The organism is Streptomyces lydicamycinicus (assembly GCF_000829715.2).
GTDB classification, from domain to species: Bacteria; Actinomycetota; Actinomycetes; order Streptomycetales; family Streptomycetaceae; genus Streptomyces; species Streptomyces lydicamycinicus.
This window is the reverse complement of record NZ_BBNO01000001.1, coordinates 902221-921058: the sequence shown is the minus strand read 5'-3', so window position 1 is coordinate 921058 and position 18838 is coordinate 902221. Positions and strand designations below refer to the sequence as shown.

Annotated in this window: 15 protein-coding genes; 10 read left to right on the top strand and 5 right to left on the bottom strand. The window is 69.9% G+C overall.

From position 1 onward, the window contains the following. Positions 1-28: 28 nt before the first annotated feature. The 7 genes from TU31_RS04025 to TU31_RS03995 all read left to right on the top strand — a co-directional run bounded on the left by TU31_RS04025 (position 29) and on the right by TU31_RS03995 (position 8378). Positions 29-709 (top strand): response regulator, encoded by a 681-nt coding sequence (locus tag TU31_RS04025; RefSeq protein WP_042148912.1) that lies wholly within the window; start codon positions 29-31, stop codon positions 707-709. Positions 710-772: 63 nt separating this feature from the next. Then, positions 773-2137 carry an extracellular solute-binding protein gene (locus tag TU31_RS04020; RefSeq protein ID WP_042148909.1) on the top strand — a complete coding sequence of 455 codons (1365 nt, stop codon included), beginning with the start codon at positions 773-775 and terminating at the stop codon, positions 2135-2137. Beyond that, positions 2134-3057 carry a carbohydrate ABC transporter permease gene (locus TU31_RS04015; RefSeq protein ID WP_078885530.1) on the top strand — a complete coding sequence of 308 codons (924 nt, stop codon included), beginning with the start codon at positions 2134-2136 and terminating at the stop codon, positions 3055-3057. The genes TU31_RS04020 and TU31_RS04015 overlap by 4 nt, the downstream gene beginning before the upstream one ends. Before the next feature lie 23 nt (positions 3058-3080). Continuing rightward, positions 3081-3929, top strand: a complete 849-nt coding sequence (locus TU31_RS04010; RefSeq protein ID WP_042149946.1) for a carbohydrate ABC transporter permease — start codon at positions 3081-3083, stop codon at positions 3927-3929. Between the two features lie 122 nt (positions 3930-4051). Then, positions 4052-4762: a helix-turn-helix domain-containing protein gene (locus TU31_RS04005; RefSeq protein ID WP_042149943.1), complete on the top strand. Its 711-nt coding sequence runs from the start codon at positions 4052-4054 to the stop codon at positions 4760-4762. A 191-nt stretch (positions 4763-4953) separates the two neighbouring features. Continuing rightward, a complete protein-coding gene (locus TU31_RS04000; RefSeq protein WP_042148905.1) occupies positions 4954-5748 on the top strand; it encodes an ABC transporter ATP-binding protein in 795 nt (264 codons plus the stop codon). Positions 5749-5828: 80 nt separating this feature from the next. Beyond that, positions 5829-8378 (top strand): ABC transporter permease, encoded by a 2550-nt coding sequence (locus tag TU31_RS03995; protein WP_042148902.1) that lies wholly within the window; start codon positions 5829-5831, stop codon positions 8376-8378. Positions 8379-8462: 84 nt separating this feature from the next. Here TU31_RS03995 and TU31_RS03990 read toward each other — a convergent pair whose 3' ends face one another. Beyond that, entirely contained in the window at positions 8463-9488 is a 1026-nt protein-coding gene (locus TU31_RS03990) for an ATP-dependent 6-phosphofructokinase (RefSeq protein ID WP_042148898.1), read from the bottom strand. 231 nt (positions 9489-9719) lie between these two features. On the opposite strand from TU31_RS03990, the gene pta reads away from it, so the two are divergent. The 3 genes from pta (at position 9720) to pyk (ending at position 14586) form a co-directional block, all read left to right on the top strand. Continuing rightward, positions 9720-11816, top strand: a complete 2097-nt coding sequence (gene pta / locus TU31_RS03985) for a phosphate acetyltransferase (RefSeq protein ID WP_042148895.1) — start codon at positions 9720-9722, stop codon at positions 11814-11816. 45 nt (positions 11817-11861) lie between these two features. Beyond that, positions 11862-13097: an acetate kinase gene (locus tag TU31_RS03980; RefSeq protein WP_042148893.1), complete on the top strand. Its 1236-nt coding sequence runs from the start codon at positions 11862-11864 to the stop codon at positions 13095-13097. A 61-nt stretch (positions 13098-13158) separates the two neighbouring features. Beyond that, positions 13159-14586: a pyruvate kinase gene (pyk, locus tag TU31_RS03975; protein WP_042148890.1), complete on the top strand. Its 1428-nt coding sequence runs from the start codon at positions 13159-13161 to the stop codon at positions 14584-14586. Positions 14587-14681: 95 nt separating this feature from the next. Here the strand turns inward: pyk and TU31_RS03970 are convergent, their stop codons facing one another. The 4 genes from TU31_RS03970 to TU31_RS03955 form a co-directional block, all read right to left on the bottom strand. Further along, positions 14682-15839 (bottom strand): hypothetical protein, encoded by a 1158-nt coding sequence (locus TU31_RS03970; RefSeq protein ID WP_245698391.1) that lies wholly within the window; start codon positions 15837-15839, stop codon positions 14682-14684. Positions 15840-15927: 88 nt separating this feature from the next. Further along, entirely contained in the window at positions 15928-16494 is a 567-nt protein-coding gene (locus TU31_RS03965) for a DUF6114 domain-containing protein (protein ID WP_042148884.1), read from the bottom strand. A gap of 128 nt (positions 16495-16622) precedes the next feature. Beyond that, positions 16623-17240, bottom strand: coding sequence for a DUF6230 family protein (locus TU31_RS03960; RefSeq protein WP_006603038.1), 618 nt, complete (start codon positions 17238-17240; stop codon positions 16623-16625). A 610-nt stretch (positions 17241-17850) separates the two neighbouring features. Then, positions 17851-18822 carry a tetratricopeptide repeat protein gene (locus TU31_RS03955; protein WP_042149940.1) on the bottom strand — a complete coding sequence of 324 codons (972 nt, stop codon included), beginning with the start codon at positions 18820-18822 and terminating at the stop codon, positions 17851-17853. Between the last annotated feature and the right edge of the window lie 16 nt (positions 18823-18838).

Sequence of the window (18838 nt, the reverse complement as noted above, 5' to 3'; positions counted from 1 at the left end):
TCCGCCCGGCAGCGAGAGGATGGATGCGGTGACCCCCTCCGACATCCGGGTCCTCGTCGTCGAGGACGATCCGGTCGCGGCCGACGCCCACGCCCTGTACGTCGGGCGGGTGCCCGGCTTCACCGTCTCCGGCACCGTGCACTCCGGCGCCGACGCCCGCCGCCACCTCGAACAGCACGCCGTCGATCTGCTGCTGCTCGACCTCTACCTGCCCGACGGCCACGGGCTCCAGCTGGTGCGTACGCTGCGCGCGGCCGGGCACACCGCCGACATCATCGCGGTCACCTCGGCCCGGGACCTGACGATGGTGCGTGAGGGCGTCTCGCTGGGCGTGGTGCAGTACGTCCTCAAGCCGTTCACCTTCGCCACCCTGCGCGACCGGCTCACCCGCTATGCGGAGTTCCGGGCCGCCACCGGCGAGGCCAGCGGGCAGGACGAGGTGGACCGGGCGATCGCCGCGCTGCGCGCACCGCGTCCGGCCGCGCTGCCCAAGGGGCTGACCGCGGCCACCCTCCAGGCGGTGACCACCGTGCTGCGGGCCGCCGGGAGCGGGCTGACGGCGACCGAGGCGGCCGCCGACGTGGGCATCTCGCGGATCACCGCCCGCCGTTATCTCGAACATCTCGTGGAGAGCGGCCGGGCCGCCCGCGCCCCGCAGTACGGCCAGGTGGGCCGCCCGGAATTGCGCTATCGCTGGTCGGGCCATTGACCCACTGTGACCGGTGACTTACTTTCAGCGGGCAGGACACCGTGGTTAGTTGGAGGTCGTGCCGTGCGCCCCACCGCCCCGCTGATGCTTCTCGCCGCCACCGTCGTGGCCGCCGGCACGCTCACCGCCTGCGGCAGCGGGTCCGGGAGCGACACCGACACCGTCAAGGTCGCCTTCATCAAGGACACCAACAGCAAGGTCACCGTCCGGGACGACTATGTCCGGCTGGTGGCCCGGCAGTTCGAGAAGGACCACCCCGGCAAGAAGGTCCGGCTGATCCCGATCCAGGCGTCCGAGAACGACTACTACACCAAGATCCAGCAGATGATGCGCTCCCCGCGGACCGCACCGGATGTGGTCTACGAGGACACCTTCCTGGTCAACTCCGATATCACCGCGGGGCTGTTACGGCCGCTGGACACCCATCTGCGGACCTGGGACGACTGGCGGCAGTTCGAGCCGGCCGCGAAGGCCGCGGCCAGGGGGCAGGACGGCCGGACGTACGGGGTCCCGGACGGTACGGACACCCGCGGACTGTGGTTCAACAAGAAGATCTTCAAGAAGGCCGGACTGCCCGCCGACTGGCGGCCCAGGACCTGGGACGAGGTGCTGGACGCGGCCCGGACCGTCAAGCGCAAGGTCCCCGGCGTCATCCCGCTGAACGTCTTCACCGGCAAGGGCGCCGGCGAGGCCGCCGTGATGCAGGGCTTCGAGATGCTGCTCTACGGCACCGGCGAGCACCAGCTCTACGACCCGGGCGCGAAGAAGTGGGTGACCGGCACCCGGGGTTTCCGGGACAGCCTGACCTTCCTTGACACGGTCTACAAGGAGCGGCTCGGGCCCGATGTCTCCGATGCGCTCAGCCCCAACATCCAGACCAATGTGGCCGCGGAACTGCTGCCCGAGGAGAAGCTCGCGATCGATCTCGACGGCTCCTGGCTGGGCCAGCAGTGGCAGAAGACGGGCGGCGGCAACCCCTGGCCCGAATGGTCGTCCACACTCGGCCAGGCGCCGTTCCCCACCCAGCACGGCGACCCGCCGGGCAAGGTCAGCCTGGCCGGCGGCTGGACGTGGTCGGTGCCGCGGAAGGCCCAGCGGCCCGAGCTGGCCTGGGAGTTGATCGAGACCTTCCAGTCGAAGCCGAACGCCCTGGAATGGTGCGTACGCGGCGCCCAGATCGCGGTGCGCAAGGACGTCGCGGCCGACCCCCGCTACCGGACGTCGGTGCCCGGCATCGGCTTCTTCACCGGTCTGGTCGGGGTCAGCCGGTACCGGCCCGCGCTGCCCGAGTACCCCAGGGTGGCCGCGGCGATCGGCGAGGCGATGGAGGCGGTCACCGCCGATGACGCCTCGCCGGACAAGGCGGCCGCGGACTATGACAGCACGCTGAAGTCCCTGGTCGGCGGCCGCACCGTCGCCAAGCCGTGACCAGCGCCGTCGCCCGGGCCGCGGCCCGCGTCCGGCGGCCCGGCGCCCCGTCGGCCGGTGGCCGCCGCACCCGGCTGCTGCGCTGGTCCCCGCTCGTCCCGGCCACCGTCCTGCTGCTGCTCTTCCTCGTCGGCCCGATCGGCTACTGCGTCCTCATCGCCTTCACCGACACCCAGCTGACCGGCCAGGAGTCGGCGTCCTTCGTCGGACTGGCCAACTTCCGCCGGGCCTTCGGCGATCCGGCCTTCCGCAACGCCGTGGTGCTCACCCTGGTGTTCACCGTGCTCTCCTCGCTCGTCGGGCAGAACACCCTGGGCCTGGCACTGGCCGGGCTGATGCGCCGCGCGTCACGGCCGGTACGGGCCCTGACCGGCGCGATGGTGATCACCGCCTGGGTGCTGCCGGAGATCGTGGCGGGCTTCTTGCTCTACACCTTCTTCGAGCGCCGCGGCACCCTCAACGCCCTGCTGGACCAGCTCCAGCTGCCCGCCCAGAACTGGCTGTTCACGCTGCCCATCGTGGCCGTGTCGTTCGCCAACGTCTGGCGCGGTACGGCCTTCTCGATGCTGATCTACTCCGCGGCGCTGGCCGGGATCCCCCAGGAGGTCACCGAGTCCGCCGAGGTCGACGGGGCGGGCGGGCTGCGGCGGCTGTGGCACATCACGCTCCCGATGATCCGCCGCTCCATCGGCACCAATCTGATGCTCAACACCCTGCAGACGCTCTCCGTCTTCGGGCTGATCTGGACGATGACCCGGGGCGGTCCGGGAAACCGCAGCCAGACCCTGCCGGTGTTCATGTACGACCAGGCGTTCCTGAAGTCCCTGATCGGCTACGGCACCGCGGTGGCACTGCTGTTGCTGCTGGTGGGCGCGCTGTTCTCGGTCATCTATCTGCGTCTGCTGCGCGAGGAGGTCTGACCGTGCCGCTCCCCCGCCGTCACGTGCCCCCAGCTCTCCGGAACGCTCCGCGCAGGGGGCGCACCCATCGGCTGGCCGCCGACGCCGGGCTGCTGGTCGTCGCGGTGGCGTTCGCGGTGCCGCTGGTCTGGCTGGTGCTGGCGTCGCTGGACACGGAGGCGACGCTGCGGGTGCGACCGTCCCGGTCCCCGACGCTGCGCAACTTCTCGGCGGTGCTGACCGACGAGATCACCTTCACCCCGATGCTCAACAGCCTGCTGATCTGCGGCGGCGCGACCCTGCTGACGGTGGTCTGCGCGGCGTCGGCCGCCTATCCGCTCTCCCGCTTCCGCTCGCGGCTGGCCCGCCCGTACCTGCTCACCGTCCTGTTCTCCACCTGTCTGCCGGTCACCGCGGTGATGGTCCCGGTCTACGGGCTCTTCGTGCAGGTCGATCTGATCGACACCCGGTACGGCACCGCGCTGTTCCTGGCCGCCGCCCAACTGCCGTTCGCCATCTGGCTGATGAAGAACTTCATGGACGGGGTGCCGAAGGTCCTGGAGGAGGCGGCGTGGACGGACGGTGCCTCCTGGCCGCAGACCCTGCTGCGGGTGATCCTGCCGCTGATGGGCCCCGGCGTCGCCGTCGTCGCGATCTACACCTTCATCATGATGTGGGGCAATTTCTTCGTCCCCTTCATGCTGCTGCTCTCCCCCGAGCAACTGCCCGCCTCGGTCAGCATTTTCACGTTCTTCGGCAATTACGGCGCCATTGCCTTCGGCGAACTCGCGGCCTTCTCGATTCTGTACTCGACACCGGTCGTCGTGCTGTACATCCTTATCTCCGGACGGCTCGGCGGCGGCTTCGCGCTCGGCGGTGCCGTAAAGGGCTGAGGAGCCTTTCCGCCGGAAAGCGCCCGAGGCCGGAGCCGAAAACCGGCCGGTTAGGAGGTTCCTACGACTTTCCGGCTTGGGTATCCGCACGATAGGTGCGGCCGGACTCCGTCACTTACCGTGTGCCGGTGAACACGCACGCCGGGGAGACCGGTCGTCCCCCTTTCGACGCCGCGGCCGCCCGCCGCCTCCGTGAGGCCCTCGGCATGACCCCCGCCCATGTCGCCTATGGAATAGCGGCCGCCTTCGGAATACGGATAGCGCCCGAAACGGTGGCCTCCTGGGAACGGGGCGAGAGCTCCCCCACGGAGGCCGAACTGACCGCGCTGGCCGGTGCCCTGTGGTGCGCACCGGGCGAGCTGCTCGGCGCACCGGGCACCCTGCGCGAATACCGGCTGGCGCTCGGCCTCGCCCCGGCGGACCTCGCGCTGCGTATCGGCATGGACGCGGGCGCGTACGAGCGGCTGGAGGCCGGCGGGACCTGGCGCGGCAACGACCGGCAGGCCGCGGCGCTCGCCGAGGTGCTGCGGCTGCCGCTGCCCGCACTGCTCCGCTTCACCGGCCGGGACGGGAAGCTGGCGGAGCTGCTGACCAGCGCCGCCACCACCCGCTGGCAGGCCTATGTCCGGCCGGTCGGCAAGCTCGTACCGCTCCCGAAACAGCAGCTCCAGGACGTACTACAGGACCTGCACGGCGAGTATCAGAGGACCATGGCCGCCACGCTCCACTGGGGCGACGGGGGCAGCGCCGAGGAATCCGGCCGGGCGGGGCGCGCCTTTCTCGATGACATCGTGGCGGAATTCTGGGCCCGGGCCGGCGGCCAGGAACGCTGAGCGCTGCCGGGCAACCCTGACCTTTCCCGTCGGCCGCTGGGCGTACGGGCGTCCGTCCAGAGAATGACGCCGGGGCCGGTGATGGCACTTCCGGCCGGTCCGGCTTTCGGTCCCTCCGGGTGAGGACTGCGCTGACCTGCGCTCGAAGAATAGGAACGTCGAAATCTTCCGTTCCTTCTCCAGGAGTCCCCGTGTCCCACGCGGCTGCTTTCCCGGGCTTCCCCGGTTCCTCCACCCCCACCCGCGCCGCCGTCGCCGCCCGCGCCACGGATCTGAGCAAGGTCTACGGCCAGGGGGAGACCCGGGTGGTCGCGCTGGACTCCGTCTCGGTCGAGTTCGGCAAGGGCCGGTTCACCGCCATCATGGGCCCCTCCGGCTCCGGCAAGTCGACGCTGATGCACTGCATGGCCGGCCTGGACGCGATCTCGTCCGGATCGGCCCGGATCGGCGATGTGGAGCTGGCGTCGCTGAACGACAAGCAGCTGACGCGGCTGCGCCGGGACAAGATCGGCTTCATCTTCCAGGCGTTCAACCTACTGCCGACGCTGTCCGCGCTGGAGAACATCACGCTGCCCATGGACATCGCGGGCCGTAAGCCGGACCGGGAGTGGGTCAGCCGGGTGGTCGAGACGGTCGGCCTGTCCGGGCGCCTGGCGCACCGGCCGGCCCAGCTCTCCGGTGGCCAGCAGCAGCGGGTCGCGGTCGCCCGGGCGCTGGCCGCCCAGCCGGAGATCATCTTCGCCGACGAACCGACCGGCAACCTCGACTCCCGCTCCGGGGCCGAAGTACTGGGCTTCCTGCGGGAGTCGGTGCAGGCCATGAACCAGACGGTGGTGATGGTCACCCATGACCCGGTCGCCGCCGGCTACGCGGACCGGGTGGTCTTCCTGGCCGACGGTCATATCGTCGAGGAGCTGCACGAGCCGACCGCGGACACCGTCCTGGACCGGATGCGGCTCTTCGACGCCAAGGGCCGTACGAGCTGACGCCGGCGCACCGCCCACCCGCGCTCCCCGGCGCACTGCCCCTCATCCCGAGCCACCGGACCAGGACTGACACCACCACCATGCTGCGAACCGCCCTGCGCAACGTGCTTGCGCACAAAGCCCGATTGATGATGACCGCGCTCGCGGTCCTGCTCGGCGTCGCCTTCGTCGCCGGCACCCTCATCTTCAGCGACACCGTCGGCTCGGCCGTCAAGAAGGCGTCCGAGAAGAACCTCGACGGGGTGGCCGTCTCCGTCCAGGCCCAGGCCGACGACAACACCCCGGACATCGGCAAGGACGGCAAGCGGACCACCCTCGTCGACGCAAAGCTGGCGGACACCATCCGCGCACTGCCCGGCGTGCAGTCCGTACGCCGCAACGTCAACGGCACGGCCACCGTCGCCGGCCCGGACAATGTGCCGCTCGGCCACGACTGGCAGAACCTCGCCGCCAACTTCCAGCCGGGCAAGGACGGTCACGACCCCCGCTACCCGCTGCTGAAGGGCCGCGGACCGGCCGCCGGCAACGAGATCGCGCTGGACGAGGCGACCGCGAAGGCGTCCGGCCACAAGATCGGTGACTCCGTGCGGCTCGCCACCGACGGACCGGTGCTGACGAAGAAGCTGGTCGGCATCGTCTCCACCGACGACCCGCAGGTCACCGCGGGCGGCAGCCTGACGCTCTTCGACACCGCCACCGCACAGAAGCTGTTCCTGCACCCCGGCCAGTTCGACGAGCTGGTCATCGGTGCCGCGCCCGGCGCCGATCAGCAGGCACTGACCGCCAAGGTCAGCGAGGTGCTGCCCAAGAAGCGCGCCACGGCGACCAGCGGCACCGAACTCGCCGCCGAGCAGTCCAAGATGGTCGCCGGCCAGAACGAGGCCCTGACCCAGACGCTGCTGACCTTCGCCGGGATCGCGCTGTTCGTCGGCGTCTTCATCATCGCCAACACCTTCACCATGCTGATCTCCCAGCGCAGCCGGGAGATCGCCCTGATGCGCGCGATCGGCGCCTCCCGCCGTCAGGTCGTGCGCTCGGTACTCGCGGAGGCGGCCCTGCTGGGCCTGATCTCGTCGGCCGTCGGATTCGCGCTGGGCATCGGCCTCGCCGTGGGTCTGCGGGCGGTGCTCGACGCCACGGGCTCGGGCTTCCCGGCCGGACCGGTCGTCATCAGCCCGGCCGCGGTGCTCTCCGCGCTCGGTGTGGGCGTCGTGGTGACCGTACTCGCCGCCTGGCTGCCGTCCCGCAAGGCGGCGAAGATCGCCCCGGTGGAGGCGCTCAACACCGTCGAGGCGCCGCCGGCACTGCGCAGCCTGGTGCTCCGCAACTCCCTCGGCGCGGTCATCACCGGCCTCGGCATCGCGACCATGTTCTACGTCTCCACGCTGAAGGAGGCCGACGATCTGCCGATCGCGATGGTGGGCGGAATGCTGACGCTGACCGGCGTCATCATCCTCGCGCCGCTGCTGTCCCGGCCCCTGGTCTCGCTGGCGGGCATCGTCACCACCCGGCTCTTCGGCATCGGCGGCAAGCTGGCCAAGGAGAACACGCTGCGCAACCCCCGCCGTACGGCGGCGACCGCCTCGGCGCTGATGATCGGCCTCACCCTGATCACCGGTATGACGGTCGTCGGGAACTCGGCCGGGCAGGCAATGGACAAGATGACGGCCCAGGGGCTGAAGGCCGACTACAAGATCGGGACCACGTCCTCCGGTCTGGACCCCGAGCTGTCGCAGAAGGTGGCGGACGTCCCGGGCGTCGAGGCGACGGCTCCGCTGCGCAATACGGGCTTCGAGACCCCCAATTCCATCATGAGCCTGATGGGCACCGACCTGAGCACGATCGACAAGGTCACCCAACTGGACTTCACCAGCGGTTCGTTGCCGGGCGCCGGAGGCAACGACATCGCGGTCTCCCAGGAGATGGCCAAGATGAAGGGCTGGCACACCGGCGACACCCTGGACGCCACCTTCTTCGACAAGAAGAAGGCGAAGCTCAAGATCGTCGGAATCTACGCGGACAACCAGCTGCTCGGCGACTCGATCGGCGCCACCTCGCTGGCGGCGCCGCACCAGCTCGTGCCGAAGGTCGAGACACTGCTGGTGAAGGCCCAGGACGGCCCGTCGGAGGAGCTGGAGAAGCAGATCCGGCACACCCTCGGCGACAGCCCGCTGCTGAAGGTCCAGGACCACGCCGACCTGCGCAAGGAGAACGCCGCGAACATCGAGATGGTGCTCAACGTCTCCTACGGGCTGCTGGGCATGGCCGTCATCATCGCGGTGGTGGGCGTCGTCAACACCCTCGCCATGTCGGTCTTCGAGCGGACCCGTGAGATCGGGATGCTGCGGGCGGTCGGCCTGGCCCGCAGCGGTATCAAGCAGATGGTCCGGCTGGAGTCGGTGGTCATCGCGCTGTTCGGCGCGGGCCTGGGCATCGCGGTGGGTGTCTTCTGCTCCTGGGCCACCGGCAACCTGGTCAGCCAGGGCCTGCCCACCTACGAGCTGCTGCTGCCCTGGGGCCGGCTCGCGCTGTTCGTACTGATCGCGGCGGCCGTGGGGGTGCTGGCCGCGCTGTGGCCGGCCCGCCGGGCGGCCCGGCTGAACATGCTGGAGGCCATCGGCGCGCAGTGACCGGGCGTACTCATGACGGCGGCGCGCCTTCCCTCGGCCGAGGGGAGGCGCGCCGCCGTCATGTCCGCGCGCGAACCGCGGGACTCAGAAGACCGATTCGGCCTCGTCCATCCGCCACGCGGGCACCGTCTTGAGCTCGGTGACCGCCTCGGCCAGCGGCACCATCGTGATGTCGGTGCCGCGCAGGGCGGTCATCTTGCCGAAGTCGCCGCGGTGGGCGGCCTCGACGGCGTGCCAGCCGAAGCGGGTGGCGAGCACCCGGTCGTACGCGGTGGGGGTACCGCCGCGCTGCACATGGCCGAGAATGACCGGTCGGGCTTCCTTGCCGAGGCGCTTCTCCAGTTCGGTGGCCAGATGGTTGCCGATACCGGAGAACCTCTCGTGACCGAACTGGTCGATCGCGCCCTTCTTGTAGTCCATCGTCTCCTCGGCGGGGTGGGCCCCCTCCGCGACACAGACGACCGCGAACTTCTTGCCCCGGGCGAACCGCTCCTCGACCATCGTGACCAGGTCGTCGACGTCGAAGGGGCGCTCGGGCAGACAGATGCCGTGGGCGCCGCCGGCCATTCCGGACTCCAGCGCGATCCAGCCCGCGTGCCGTCCCATCACCTCGACGACCATGACCCGCTGATGCGATTCCGCGGTGGTCTTGAGGCGGTCGATGGCCTCCGTGGCGACGCCGACGGCGGTGTCGAAGCCGAAGGTGCGGTCGGTGGAGGAGATGTCGTTGTCGATGGTCTTGGGGACGCCGACGACCGGCATCCCGGCGTCCGCCAGCATCCGCGCGGCGGTGAGGGTGCCCTCGCCGCCGATCGGGATCAGGACGTCGATGCCGTAGTCCTTGGACATGTCCTTGGACTTCTCACAGGCCTCGCGGAGCCGGTTGCGCTCCAGCCGGGACGAGCCGAGGATGGTGCCACCGCGGGCGAGGATGCCGCTGACCGCCTCAAGATCGAGCTTGCGGTAGCGGCCTTCGAGCAGGCCCTTGAAGCCGTCCTCGAAACCTATGACCTCGTCGCCGTGCCCGGTGAGGGCACGGTGGACAACAGACCGGATCACAGCATTGAGGCCAGGACAGTCGCCGCCTGCGGTGAGGACTCCGATACGCATCGTGCTGTGTCTCCTGTGCTCGCTGTTGGTTCGTGTGAGCCGGTCCGATTGTTTCACGGGCAGCCCGGCCCTCCCCGCACACAGACCTCACCCCTACTGTCCCCGTACCCGCCCCGCAAGGGAAACTGGGAGAGCGGCGTATCGACCGCCGCAGGTATTGTCAAGAGGGGCAAGCCCACAATAACGGCTGATTTTGACCTTGCGACCAACGGAATGGATCGGAGAGCACGCGTGACGCGCAGCGTGTACGTGACCGGTATCGACCGCGGCGACGGCCGCCAGGTCGTCGAGCTGGGAGTCATGGAGCTCCTCACCCGCCATGTCGACCGGGTCGGAGTCTTCCGCCCGCTGATGCACAACGACGGACCCGACCGGCTCTTCGATCTGCTGCGGGCCCGCTACCGGCTCACCCAGGCAGCCGACACGGTATACGGCCTCAGCTACGACGAGGCCGCCACCCTCCAGGCCGAGCGCGGCACCGACGAGCTGGTTTCCCGGCTCGTCGACCGCTTTCACGCCGTTGCCAGGGACTATGAGTACGTCCTGGTCCTCGGCTCGGACTACGCGGACACCAGCCTGCCGGCCGAGCTGGCCCTCAACGCCCGGCTCGCCAATGAATTCGGTGCCGCGGTGCTGACCGTCGTCGGCGGCCAGGGCCAGGAGGCCGAGTCCGTCCGCGCCGAGGCCCGCAACGCCTATCAGGCGTACCACTCGCTGGGCTGCGACGTCGTCGCCGTGGTCGTCAACCGGGTGGACCCCGCGCACCGCGAGGCCATCGTCGACCGGCTCTCCGCCCGGCTCCCGGTGCCCTGCTACGCGCTCCCCGAGGACGGCTCGCTCTCCGCGCCGACCGTCGGCCAGATCGTGCACACCCTGGGCGCCGAGGTACTGCTCGGCGACGACTCGGGGCTCGCCCGGGACGCCAGGGACTTCGTCTTCGGCGGCGCCATGCTGCCGACCTTCCTCAAGGCGCTTACCCCCGGCGCTCTCGTGGTGACCCCCGGGGACCGGGCGGACCTGGTCATCGGCTCGCTCGCCGCGCACAGCGCCGGTGCCCCGCCGATCGCCGGTGTGCTGCTCACCCTCGACGAGCGGCCCGGCCCCGACATCATGGCGCTGGCCGCCCGCCTCGCGCCCGGCACCCCGGTGGTCTCCGTACCGGGCGGCTCCTTCCCGACCGCGGGCGAGCTGTTCGCGATCGAGGGCAAGCTCAACGCCGCCTCCCCGCGCAAGGCGGAGACCGCGCTCGGCCTCTTCGAGCGGCATGTGGACACCGTGGAGCTGACCAACCGGATCTCCGTCGCCCGCTCCGGCCGGGTCACCCCGATGATGTTCGAGCACGAGCTGATCGAGCGCTCCCGCGCCGGCCGCCGCCGGGTCGTCCTCCCCGAGGGCGGCGAGGAGCGGGTGCTGCGCGCCGCCGATGTGCTGCTGCGCCGCGATGTCTGCGATCTGACGCTGCTGGGCGAGGAGGAGGCGATCCGCAAGCGCGCCGCCGACCTGGCCATCGATCTGGCCGGCGCCCAGATCATCGACCCGCAGACCTCCGAGCTGCGCGAGCGGTTCGCCGAGCGCTACGCCCAGCTGCGCGCCCACAAGGGCGTCAGTGTCGAGCTGGCCTTCGACGTCGTCGCGGATGTCTCCTACTTCGGCACGCTGATGGTCCAGGAAGGGCTGGCCGACGGCATGGTCTCCGGTGCGGTGCACTCCACCGCGGCCACCATCCGCCCCGCCTTCGAGATCATCAAGACCAGGCCGAACGCCCAGATCGTCTCGTCGGTCTTCTTCATGTGCCTGGCCGACCGGGTGCTGGTCTACGGCGACTGCGCGGTCAACCCGGACCCGAACGCCGAGCAGCTGGCGGACATCGCCATCCAGTCGGCCACCACCGCCGCCCAGTTCGGTGTCGAGCCGCGGATCGCGATGCTGTCGTACTCCACCGGCACCTCCGGCTCCGGCGCGGACGTCGACAAGGTCCGCAAGGCCACCGAGATCGTCCGCGAGCTGCGGCCCGATCTGCTGGTCGAGGGCCCGATCCAGTACGACGCGGCGGTGGACGCGGCGGTCGCGCAGACCAAGCTCCCGGAGTCCGATGTCGCGGGCAAGGCCACCGTGCTGATCTTCCCGGACCTCAACACCGGCAACAACACCTACAAGGCCGTGCAGCGCTCGGCCGGTGCGGTCGCCGTCGGCCCGGTCCTCCAGGGTCTGCGCAAGCCGGTCAACGACCTCTCGCGCGGCGCCCTGGTGCAGGACATCGTCAACACCGTGGCCATCACCGCCATCCAGGCCCAGGGCGCCCAGCCCGGCGCCGCCCACACCGGCTGACCCCGGCCCCGTCCGTCTCCCCCTCCCGCCCCCGGAAAGCGCTACATGACTGCCACCGCCACCCGCGTCCTCGTCCTCAACTCCGGCTCCTCGTCGGTGAAGTACCAGCTGCTCGACATGAACCCGGACTCCGGCGGCGGCCCCGCCGCGGGCACCCGTCTCGCCGTCGGACTGGTCGAGCGGATCGGCGAGGAGACCTCGCGCCTGGCCCACACGCCGCTGGCGACCGGGGGCGACAAGCGGGAGACCGAGGGCCCGATAGCCGACCACGAGGCCGCGCTGAAGGCCGTCGCCGCGGAGCTGTCCGCCGACGGTCTCGGCCTCGACTCCCCGCAGCTGGCCGCGATCGGGCACCGGGTGGTGCACGGCGGGCTGAAGTTCACCGCCCCGACCGTGATCGACGACGCGGTGCTCCAGGAGATCGAGCGGCTGGTGCCGGTCGCCCCGCTGCACAACCCGGCGAACATCACCGGCATCCGGACCGCCCAGGCGCTGCGTCCGGACCTGCCGCAGGTGGCGGTCTTCGACACCGCGTTCCACACCACGATGCCGGAGTACGCGGCCCGCTACGCCATCGACGTGGCCACCGCCGACGCCCACCGCATCCGCCGCTACGGCTTCCACGGCACCTCGCACGCCTATGTCTCCCGCAAGACCGCCGAGCTGCTGGGCAAGGACCCGTCCGAGGTCAATGTCATCGTGCTCCACCTGGGCAACGGCGCCTCCGCCTCGGCGGTGGCCGGCGGCCGCTGTGTGGACACCTCGATGGGGCTCACCCCGCTGGAGGGCCTGGTCATGGGCACCCGCTCCGGCGACATCGACCCCGCGGTGACCTTCCACCTCAAGCGGGTCGCGGGGATGTCCGAGGACGACGTCGATGTGCTGCTCAACAAGAAGAGCGGGCTGGTCGGGCTGTGCGGGGACAACGACATGCGGGAGATCCGGCGGCGGATCGACGAGGGTGACGAGCGCGCCCGGCTGGCCTTCGACATCTACATCCACCGGCTGAAGAAGTACATCGGGGCCTACACCGCGGTGCTCGGCCGGGTCGACGCGGTGGCGTTCACCGCCGGCGTCGGGGAGAACGCCGCCCCGGTGCGCGCGGCCGCCCTGGCCGGACTGGAGGAGATGGGCCTGGCCGTGGACGCCGACCTCAACGCCGTACGGTCCGGCGAGCCCCGGCTGATCTCCCCCGAGTACGCCCGGGTCGCGGCCGCCGTCGTCCCGACCGACGAGGAACTGGAGATCGCCCAGCAGACATACGCCCTGGTCAGCGCCTAGGACTCGGTGTTTCCACCTACCGAAATATTCCGCCGCTAAACAAACCGATAGGATCCTGCCCATGCGCCGTTCCAAAATCGTCTGCACCCTGGGCCCCGCCGTCGACTCCTACGACCAGCTGAAGACGCTGATCGAGGCCGGCATGAACGTGGCCCGTTTCAACATGAGCCATGGGACCCAGCCGGAGCACGAGGAGCGGTACCACCGCCTTCGCAAGGCCTCCGAGGAGACCGGCCGCGCCGTGGGCGTCCTGGCCGACCTCCAGGGCCCCAAGATCCGCCTGGAGACCTTCGCCGACGGCCCCGTGGAGCTGGTGCGGGGCGACGAGTTCGTGATCACCACCGAGGACGTCCCCGGTGACAAGACCATCTGCGGGACGACGTACAAGGGCCTGCCCGGCGACGTCTCCAAGGGCGACCCGGTCCTGATCAACGACGGCAATGTCGCGCTCCAGGTCGTCGAGGTCGACGGCCCGCGGGTGCGGACCATCGTCATCGAGGGCGGGGTCATCTCCGACCACAAGGGCATCAACCTGCCCGGCGCCGCGGTGAACGTCCCCGCGCTGTCCGAGAAGGACATCGAGGACCTCAAGTTCGCCCTGCGGATGGGCTGCGACATGGTCGCGCTGTCCTTCGTGCGGGACGCCAAGGACGTCCAGGACGTGCACCGCGTCATGGACGAGGTGGGCCGCCGGGTCCCGGTCATCGCCAAGGTGGAGAAGCCGCAGGCGGTCGCCAACATGCAGGAGGTCGTGATGGCCTTCGACGCCGTCATGGTCGCCCGTGGTGACCTGGCGGTGGAGTACCCGCTGGAGAAGGTCCCGATGGTGCAGAAGCGCCTGGTGGAGATGTGCCGCAGGAACGCCAAGCCGGTGATCGTCGCGACCCAGATGATGGAGTCGATGATCACCAACTCCCGCCCGACCCGCGCCGAGGCGTCCGATGTCGCCAACGCCATCCTCGACGGCGCCGACGCGGTGATGCTCTCCGCCGAGTCGTCGGTGGGCCAGTATCCGATCGAGACCGTCAAGACGATGTCGAAGATCGTCGAGGCGGCCGAGGAGGAGCTGCTCTCCAAGGGCCTCCAGCCGCTGGTGCCCGGCAAGAAGCCGCGTACGCAGGGCGGTTCGGTGGCCCGCGCGGCCTGCGAGATGGCCGACTTCCTGGACGGCAAGGCGCTGATCGCCTTCACCAAGTCCGGTGACACCGCCCGCCGGCTCTCCCGCTACCGCGCGGCCCAGCCGATCCTGGCCTTCACCACCGAGGCGTCCACCCGCAACCAGCTCACGCTGAGCTGGGGCGTCGATGCCTTCGTCGTGCCGCACGTCGACAACACCGACGCCATGGTCGACCTGGTGGACGCCGAGCTGCTCAAGCTCAAGCGCTACAGCAAGGGCGACACCATGCTGATCACCGCCGGTTCGCCCCCCGGCGTCCCCGGCACCACCAACATGGTCCGGGTGCACCACCTCGGCGGCGAGCAGGCCTGACGCACCGGCGCACGAAAAGGCGGTGGGCCACCCCTGTGGGGGTGGCCCACCGCCTTTTCTGCGGCTCCCGAACGGGTCGGTGGCCCGGGGCGTGCTCAGCCGGTCATGAACTGGTGCAGACCCGGGACGTGGAGGTTGCCGCCGAACTGGCCCGCCTGGTCGATCTTCACCTTGGTGAAGTAGGCGAACGGGACATTGAGCGGCGGCGGGTGCTCGGGGTCGAAGACGATCGGGATCAACCCGAAGAGGTTGCCCTGGAGCCGCTCGGTGTACATCGTCACCTTGCCGCCACGGATCGTGGACGTGGAGCCCTGGGACGCCTGTACGTGGTACTTCTTGCCGGACGCCCGGTCGTCGACGGTCTGGTGCAGATCACCGATGTCGACGCTGTCCGCGGTGAACTTCAGGGCCTGCTTGGTGTGGCCGTTCTGGGTGGTGACGTTGACGACGCCCTCGTAGTTCAGACCGCGCAGGGTGAGCGCGCTGGACTCCAGGTGCCAGGGGTCGTCGGGCAGGGTGACGGGCGTCTGCTCGTCCTCGCCCTTCTGCTTGTTCTCGACGACGCAGGGGAACGCCTTCTTGCCGTCGGCGTCCTTGCCGTCGACACCGCCGCCGGGCAGCGCGTTGTCCGCCGCGCCCACGGCGCCGTGGACGGTGTCGTTGACCGTCTTCGACCCGTTCTCGGCGCCGTCCTTGAGGCCGTCGACGGTGTCCGTGACCGGCTTGGTGACCTTGTCAGCGGCCGATCCGTCGTCCTTCGACGCGGACGCCGAGGGGCTCGGGGAGGCGCTGTCGGACGCGGAGGGGCTCGGCGAGGCGGCCGGCTCCTCGTCCTTGTCGTCCCCGCCCAGGAGACCGCCGAGCGCATCACCGATGCCGCCCAGCACACCTCCGTCGTCCTTCTCCTCCTCGGAGGCCGACGGCGACGGGGTCGCGGAGCCCGAGGGCTCGTCGGTCTTCGCGGAGCCGGACGGCTCGGGCGCGGGCGTCTTGTCCGTGTCCTTGCCGGCCGAGGGGGAGGGCGAGGCGGAGGGCTCCGCGGACGGCTTGGTGTCGTCCTTGGTGTCCTTCGCGCCGTCCTTGGACTTGCCGTCCTTCTGCTCCACCTTGTCCGGAGCAGTGACGCACGGGCCGTCCTTGAAGGGGCTCTTGGGGGGCGCGGGCTTGGCTATCGCCATCTGGGGCGTCAGCCCCATCCCCATCAGCACGGCGGACGGCATGGCGGCGATGGCTATCGCCTTGCCTGCGGGCACATGGAGCCGAGTCAGCAGCGGCTTCCTCGGCGCCGCATGCCTCGGCCCCGTTCTCGCCCCGGTGGCTGCGGTCTCCTCCGGCAGCTCGTCACCCGGCACGGTGCCTCCCGTTCTCTCCGTTGATCGGGCTCGTTCCTGACAGGTCGTCCAGTCCATTGCCCGACCCGGGACCGGCGGCAGGCGCCGGGTGGGTGGCAAGCACCGGTCCGGCGACCGTGGTGCGGCCCGGCTCCTCGGAGTCGTCCCCGCCCTGGGTGGCCTTGCCCGGAGCCCAGGAGACACCGAGCGCACCGCCGATCAGCCCCAGAAGGAAGCCGATCAGGAAGGCGCCGAAGTTCGAGACGACCAGGGAGACCAGGGAGAGCAGAATCGCCGCCACACCTGCGAAGACACGCGAGGCGGGCTGGAACCACATGGTCAGACCGAGCACGACCAGCAGTACGCCGATGATCAGCGAGCCGGCGCCGGCGGTGGTCGCCATGCGGACGGTCAGGGAACCGATCGTGAGATTCGCGTAAGGGATGTACATGATCGGGATGCCGGCCAGCAGAGTCAGCATGCCGCCCCAGAACGGGCGGTGTCCGCGCCACTCCCGGAACGAAATCCGCTTCCGGCCGATGGTCTCGATCAGCCGTGGTCGCGTTTCGGCGCTCATGTCGTACAGCTCCTCGGGACTGGCAAATCGGTGGTTCTGTGCTGAGTGTCCTACTAGCGCTACCCGCGTACGGGCACGGGGAACGGCGTCAGCCGTACAGCTCGCCCCGCGCCCGCACGCTCAGTGCGTCAGTAGCACTCGCTCTTGCCCTTGGCGACGCTCATCTTGAGGCCGCTGAGCTTGAACGTGCCGGCCGTCGTGGCCCAGGCCGTCTGCTTGACGTGGGTCAGCGTGGCCGAATCGGCCTGCTGGGCGAACGAGCCGGGGTCGGCCTTGTCGCCCTTGTGCATGCCCGGACCCTTGGTCGTCGAGCCCGCAGCAACACCGATGTCGATGTTGTTGAAGGTCGCGTCCGCGGACAGCTGGTCCAGGTCGATGTAGAGGTTCTTCGCCTCGACCGGCGTGTCACCGCCACCGGCCGACAGCTTCATCGACACATCGCCGAAGACCGGGACCGGAACGACCACCGACTGGCAGAGGTTCTTGATCTTGGCGTTCGAGAACCCCGAGACCGCCACCGGGACCTGCTTGCCGCCCTTCTGGGCGTCAATGGCTCCGTACTGAACAAATCCGGTGCCGTCCAGCCGGTCGGTAGCGACCTTGAACTGCTGGCCGGACACGCTGAACGATGCCGCGAGCGCACCCTGCGAGAGGGCGACGCCGATCGCGGCGGTCGCCGCGACGCTCGGCACCATGACGACGGCGAACCGCTTCCATCTGGTCCCGCCACGAGCCAGGGACTCCATGACTTTCCTCCTTCTCGGACGTACATCTCCGGTACCGGCCGCCCGAGTTGGGAAGCGGTACCTGGGATGGGAGAAGTGCTACGTCCTCGGGAAGAAGAGCGCCTGTCCTCGGAGGCACAACGTGTTCCGAATACCGGCGATCACCCCCGAGCGACAACCACTGGCCACGCTCTCGCGCAACCTCCTGGACAGGCCCTGCCGGGTGGGGCAGAGACCCCCCTGTCCACGGTCGGCGCCACTGCCGCCGACCACTCGGTGGGGACCCAAGTGCCCCGCGGCACCGGCCGGATGCCGGGCTGCGGGAATGGACCGAGCGTGGCCGATCGTGGTCCATTCACGGCCGCCGCACAAGGGGCTCGTTACTTGCGGGTAACGGCCCGATAAACACGCCTGCACACGGCGAGATCGACTGGACACACACTGTCGCTGTTAACAGCAAGAGGACATGAGGCAATTGCGGACACACTGCCGCAAGAGGGCCGCTGAGACTTACTTGAAGTAACAGCGGCCACGTTTACCAAGTTTTGGTAAAACGTGGCCGCTGCTTCGTTTGTTTGGTCAACTCGCGGAGGCCGTACTGGTCAGAAGAGGGCGACTCCGCGGACAGCGGTCAGAACAGCACGCGGGCCAGCGCCGTACGGGCCGTCGTCACCCGCGGATCGTCCGCGCCGATGACCTCGAAGAGCTCCAGCAGCCGCACCCGCGCGGACTCCCGGTCGGCGCCCGCGGTCCGCTTCACCACGTCGATCAGCCGCCCGAAGGCGTCCTCGACATGCCCGCCGACCAGGTCGAGGTCCGCGGCACGGATCTGCGCCTGCACGTCGGCCGGGTTCTCCGCGGCCTCCTTGCGCACCGCCTGGGGATCCAGGTCCTGCACCCGGTGCAGGAGTTCGGCCTGCGCCAGACCGAGCTTGGCCTCCGGGTTGGCCGGGTCGTCGGAGAGCACGTTCTTGTAAGCCTGGACGGCACCGCCCAGGTCGCCGGAGTCCAGCGCCTGGTTCGCGGCCTCCAGCAGGGCGTCATAGGGACCGGCCGGCGCCGGGGCCTCGGCCTCCGGCTGCTCGCCCGCGGCCTGCGGGTCGACCGGCGCGCCCACGATGCCGAACTGCTGCTCGGCGGCCTGCACCAGCTGGTCGAGCACCTCGCGGATCTGCGACTCGGGGGCCGCGCCCTGGAACAGCGGGATCGGCTGGCCCGCCACCACCGCGAAGACCGCCGGGATGCCCTGCACCCCGAACTGCTGGAACAGCATCTGGTTGGCATCGACGTCGATCTTGGCCAGCACGAACTTGCCGGCGTACTCCCCCGCGAGGCGCTCCAGCAGCGGACCGAGCTGCTTGCACGGCTCGCACCACTCGGCCCAGAAGTCGATGACGACCGGAACCTCGGTGGAGCGTTGCAGGACGTCCTGCTGGAACCCCGCCTCGTCGACATCGAACACCAGGCGGGCACCGCTCGTGGGCGCCCGGCCCGTACGGGCGGCCTCGGCGCGTGCCTGCTCCGCCTTCTGCTTCGCTTCACCGGCCGCCTTCACCGCTGCGAGGTCGACGACTCCACTCATGGACATATTGCGTGGCTGCATGGGTCCATCCTCCCCC

Excerpts from the sequence above, each read along its gene's own strand:
- TU31_RS03995 (WP_042148902.1), top strand. The coding sequence starts at position 5,829 with ATGCTGCGAACCGCCCTGCGCAACGTGCTTGCGCACAAAGCCCGATTG.
- TU31_RS03990 (WP_042148898.1), bottom strand. The coding sequence starts at position 9,488 with ATGCGTATCGGAGTCCTCACCGCAGGCGGCGACTGTCCTGGCCTCAAT.
- TU31_RS03980 (WP_042148893.1), top strand. The coding sequence starts at position 11,862 with ATGACTGCCACCGCCACCCGCGTCCTCGTCCTCAACTCCGGCTCCTCG.
- pyk (WP_042148890.1), top strand. The coding sequence starts at position 13,159 with ATGCGCCGTTCCAAAATCGTCTGCACCCTGGGCCCCGCCGTCGACTCC.
- TU31_RS03965 (WP_042148884.1), bottom strand. The coding sequence starts at position 16,494 with ATGAGCGCCGAAACGCGACCACGGCTGATCGAGACCATCGGCCGGAAG.
- TU31_RS03960 (WP_006603038.1), bottom strand. The coding sequence starts at position 17,240 with ATGGAGTCCCTGGCTCGTGGCGGGACCAGATGGAAGCGGTTCGCCGTC.
- TU31_RS03955 (WP_042149940.1), bottom strand. The coding sequence starts at position 18,822 with ATGCAGCCACGCAATATGTCCATGAGTGGAGTCGTCGACCTCGCAGCG.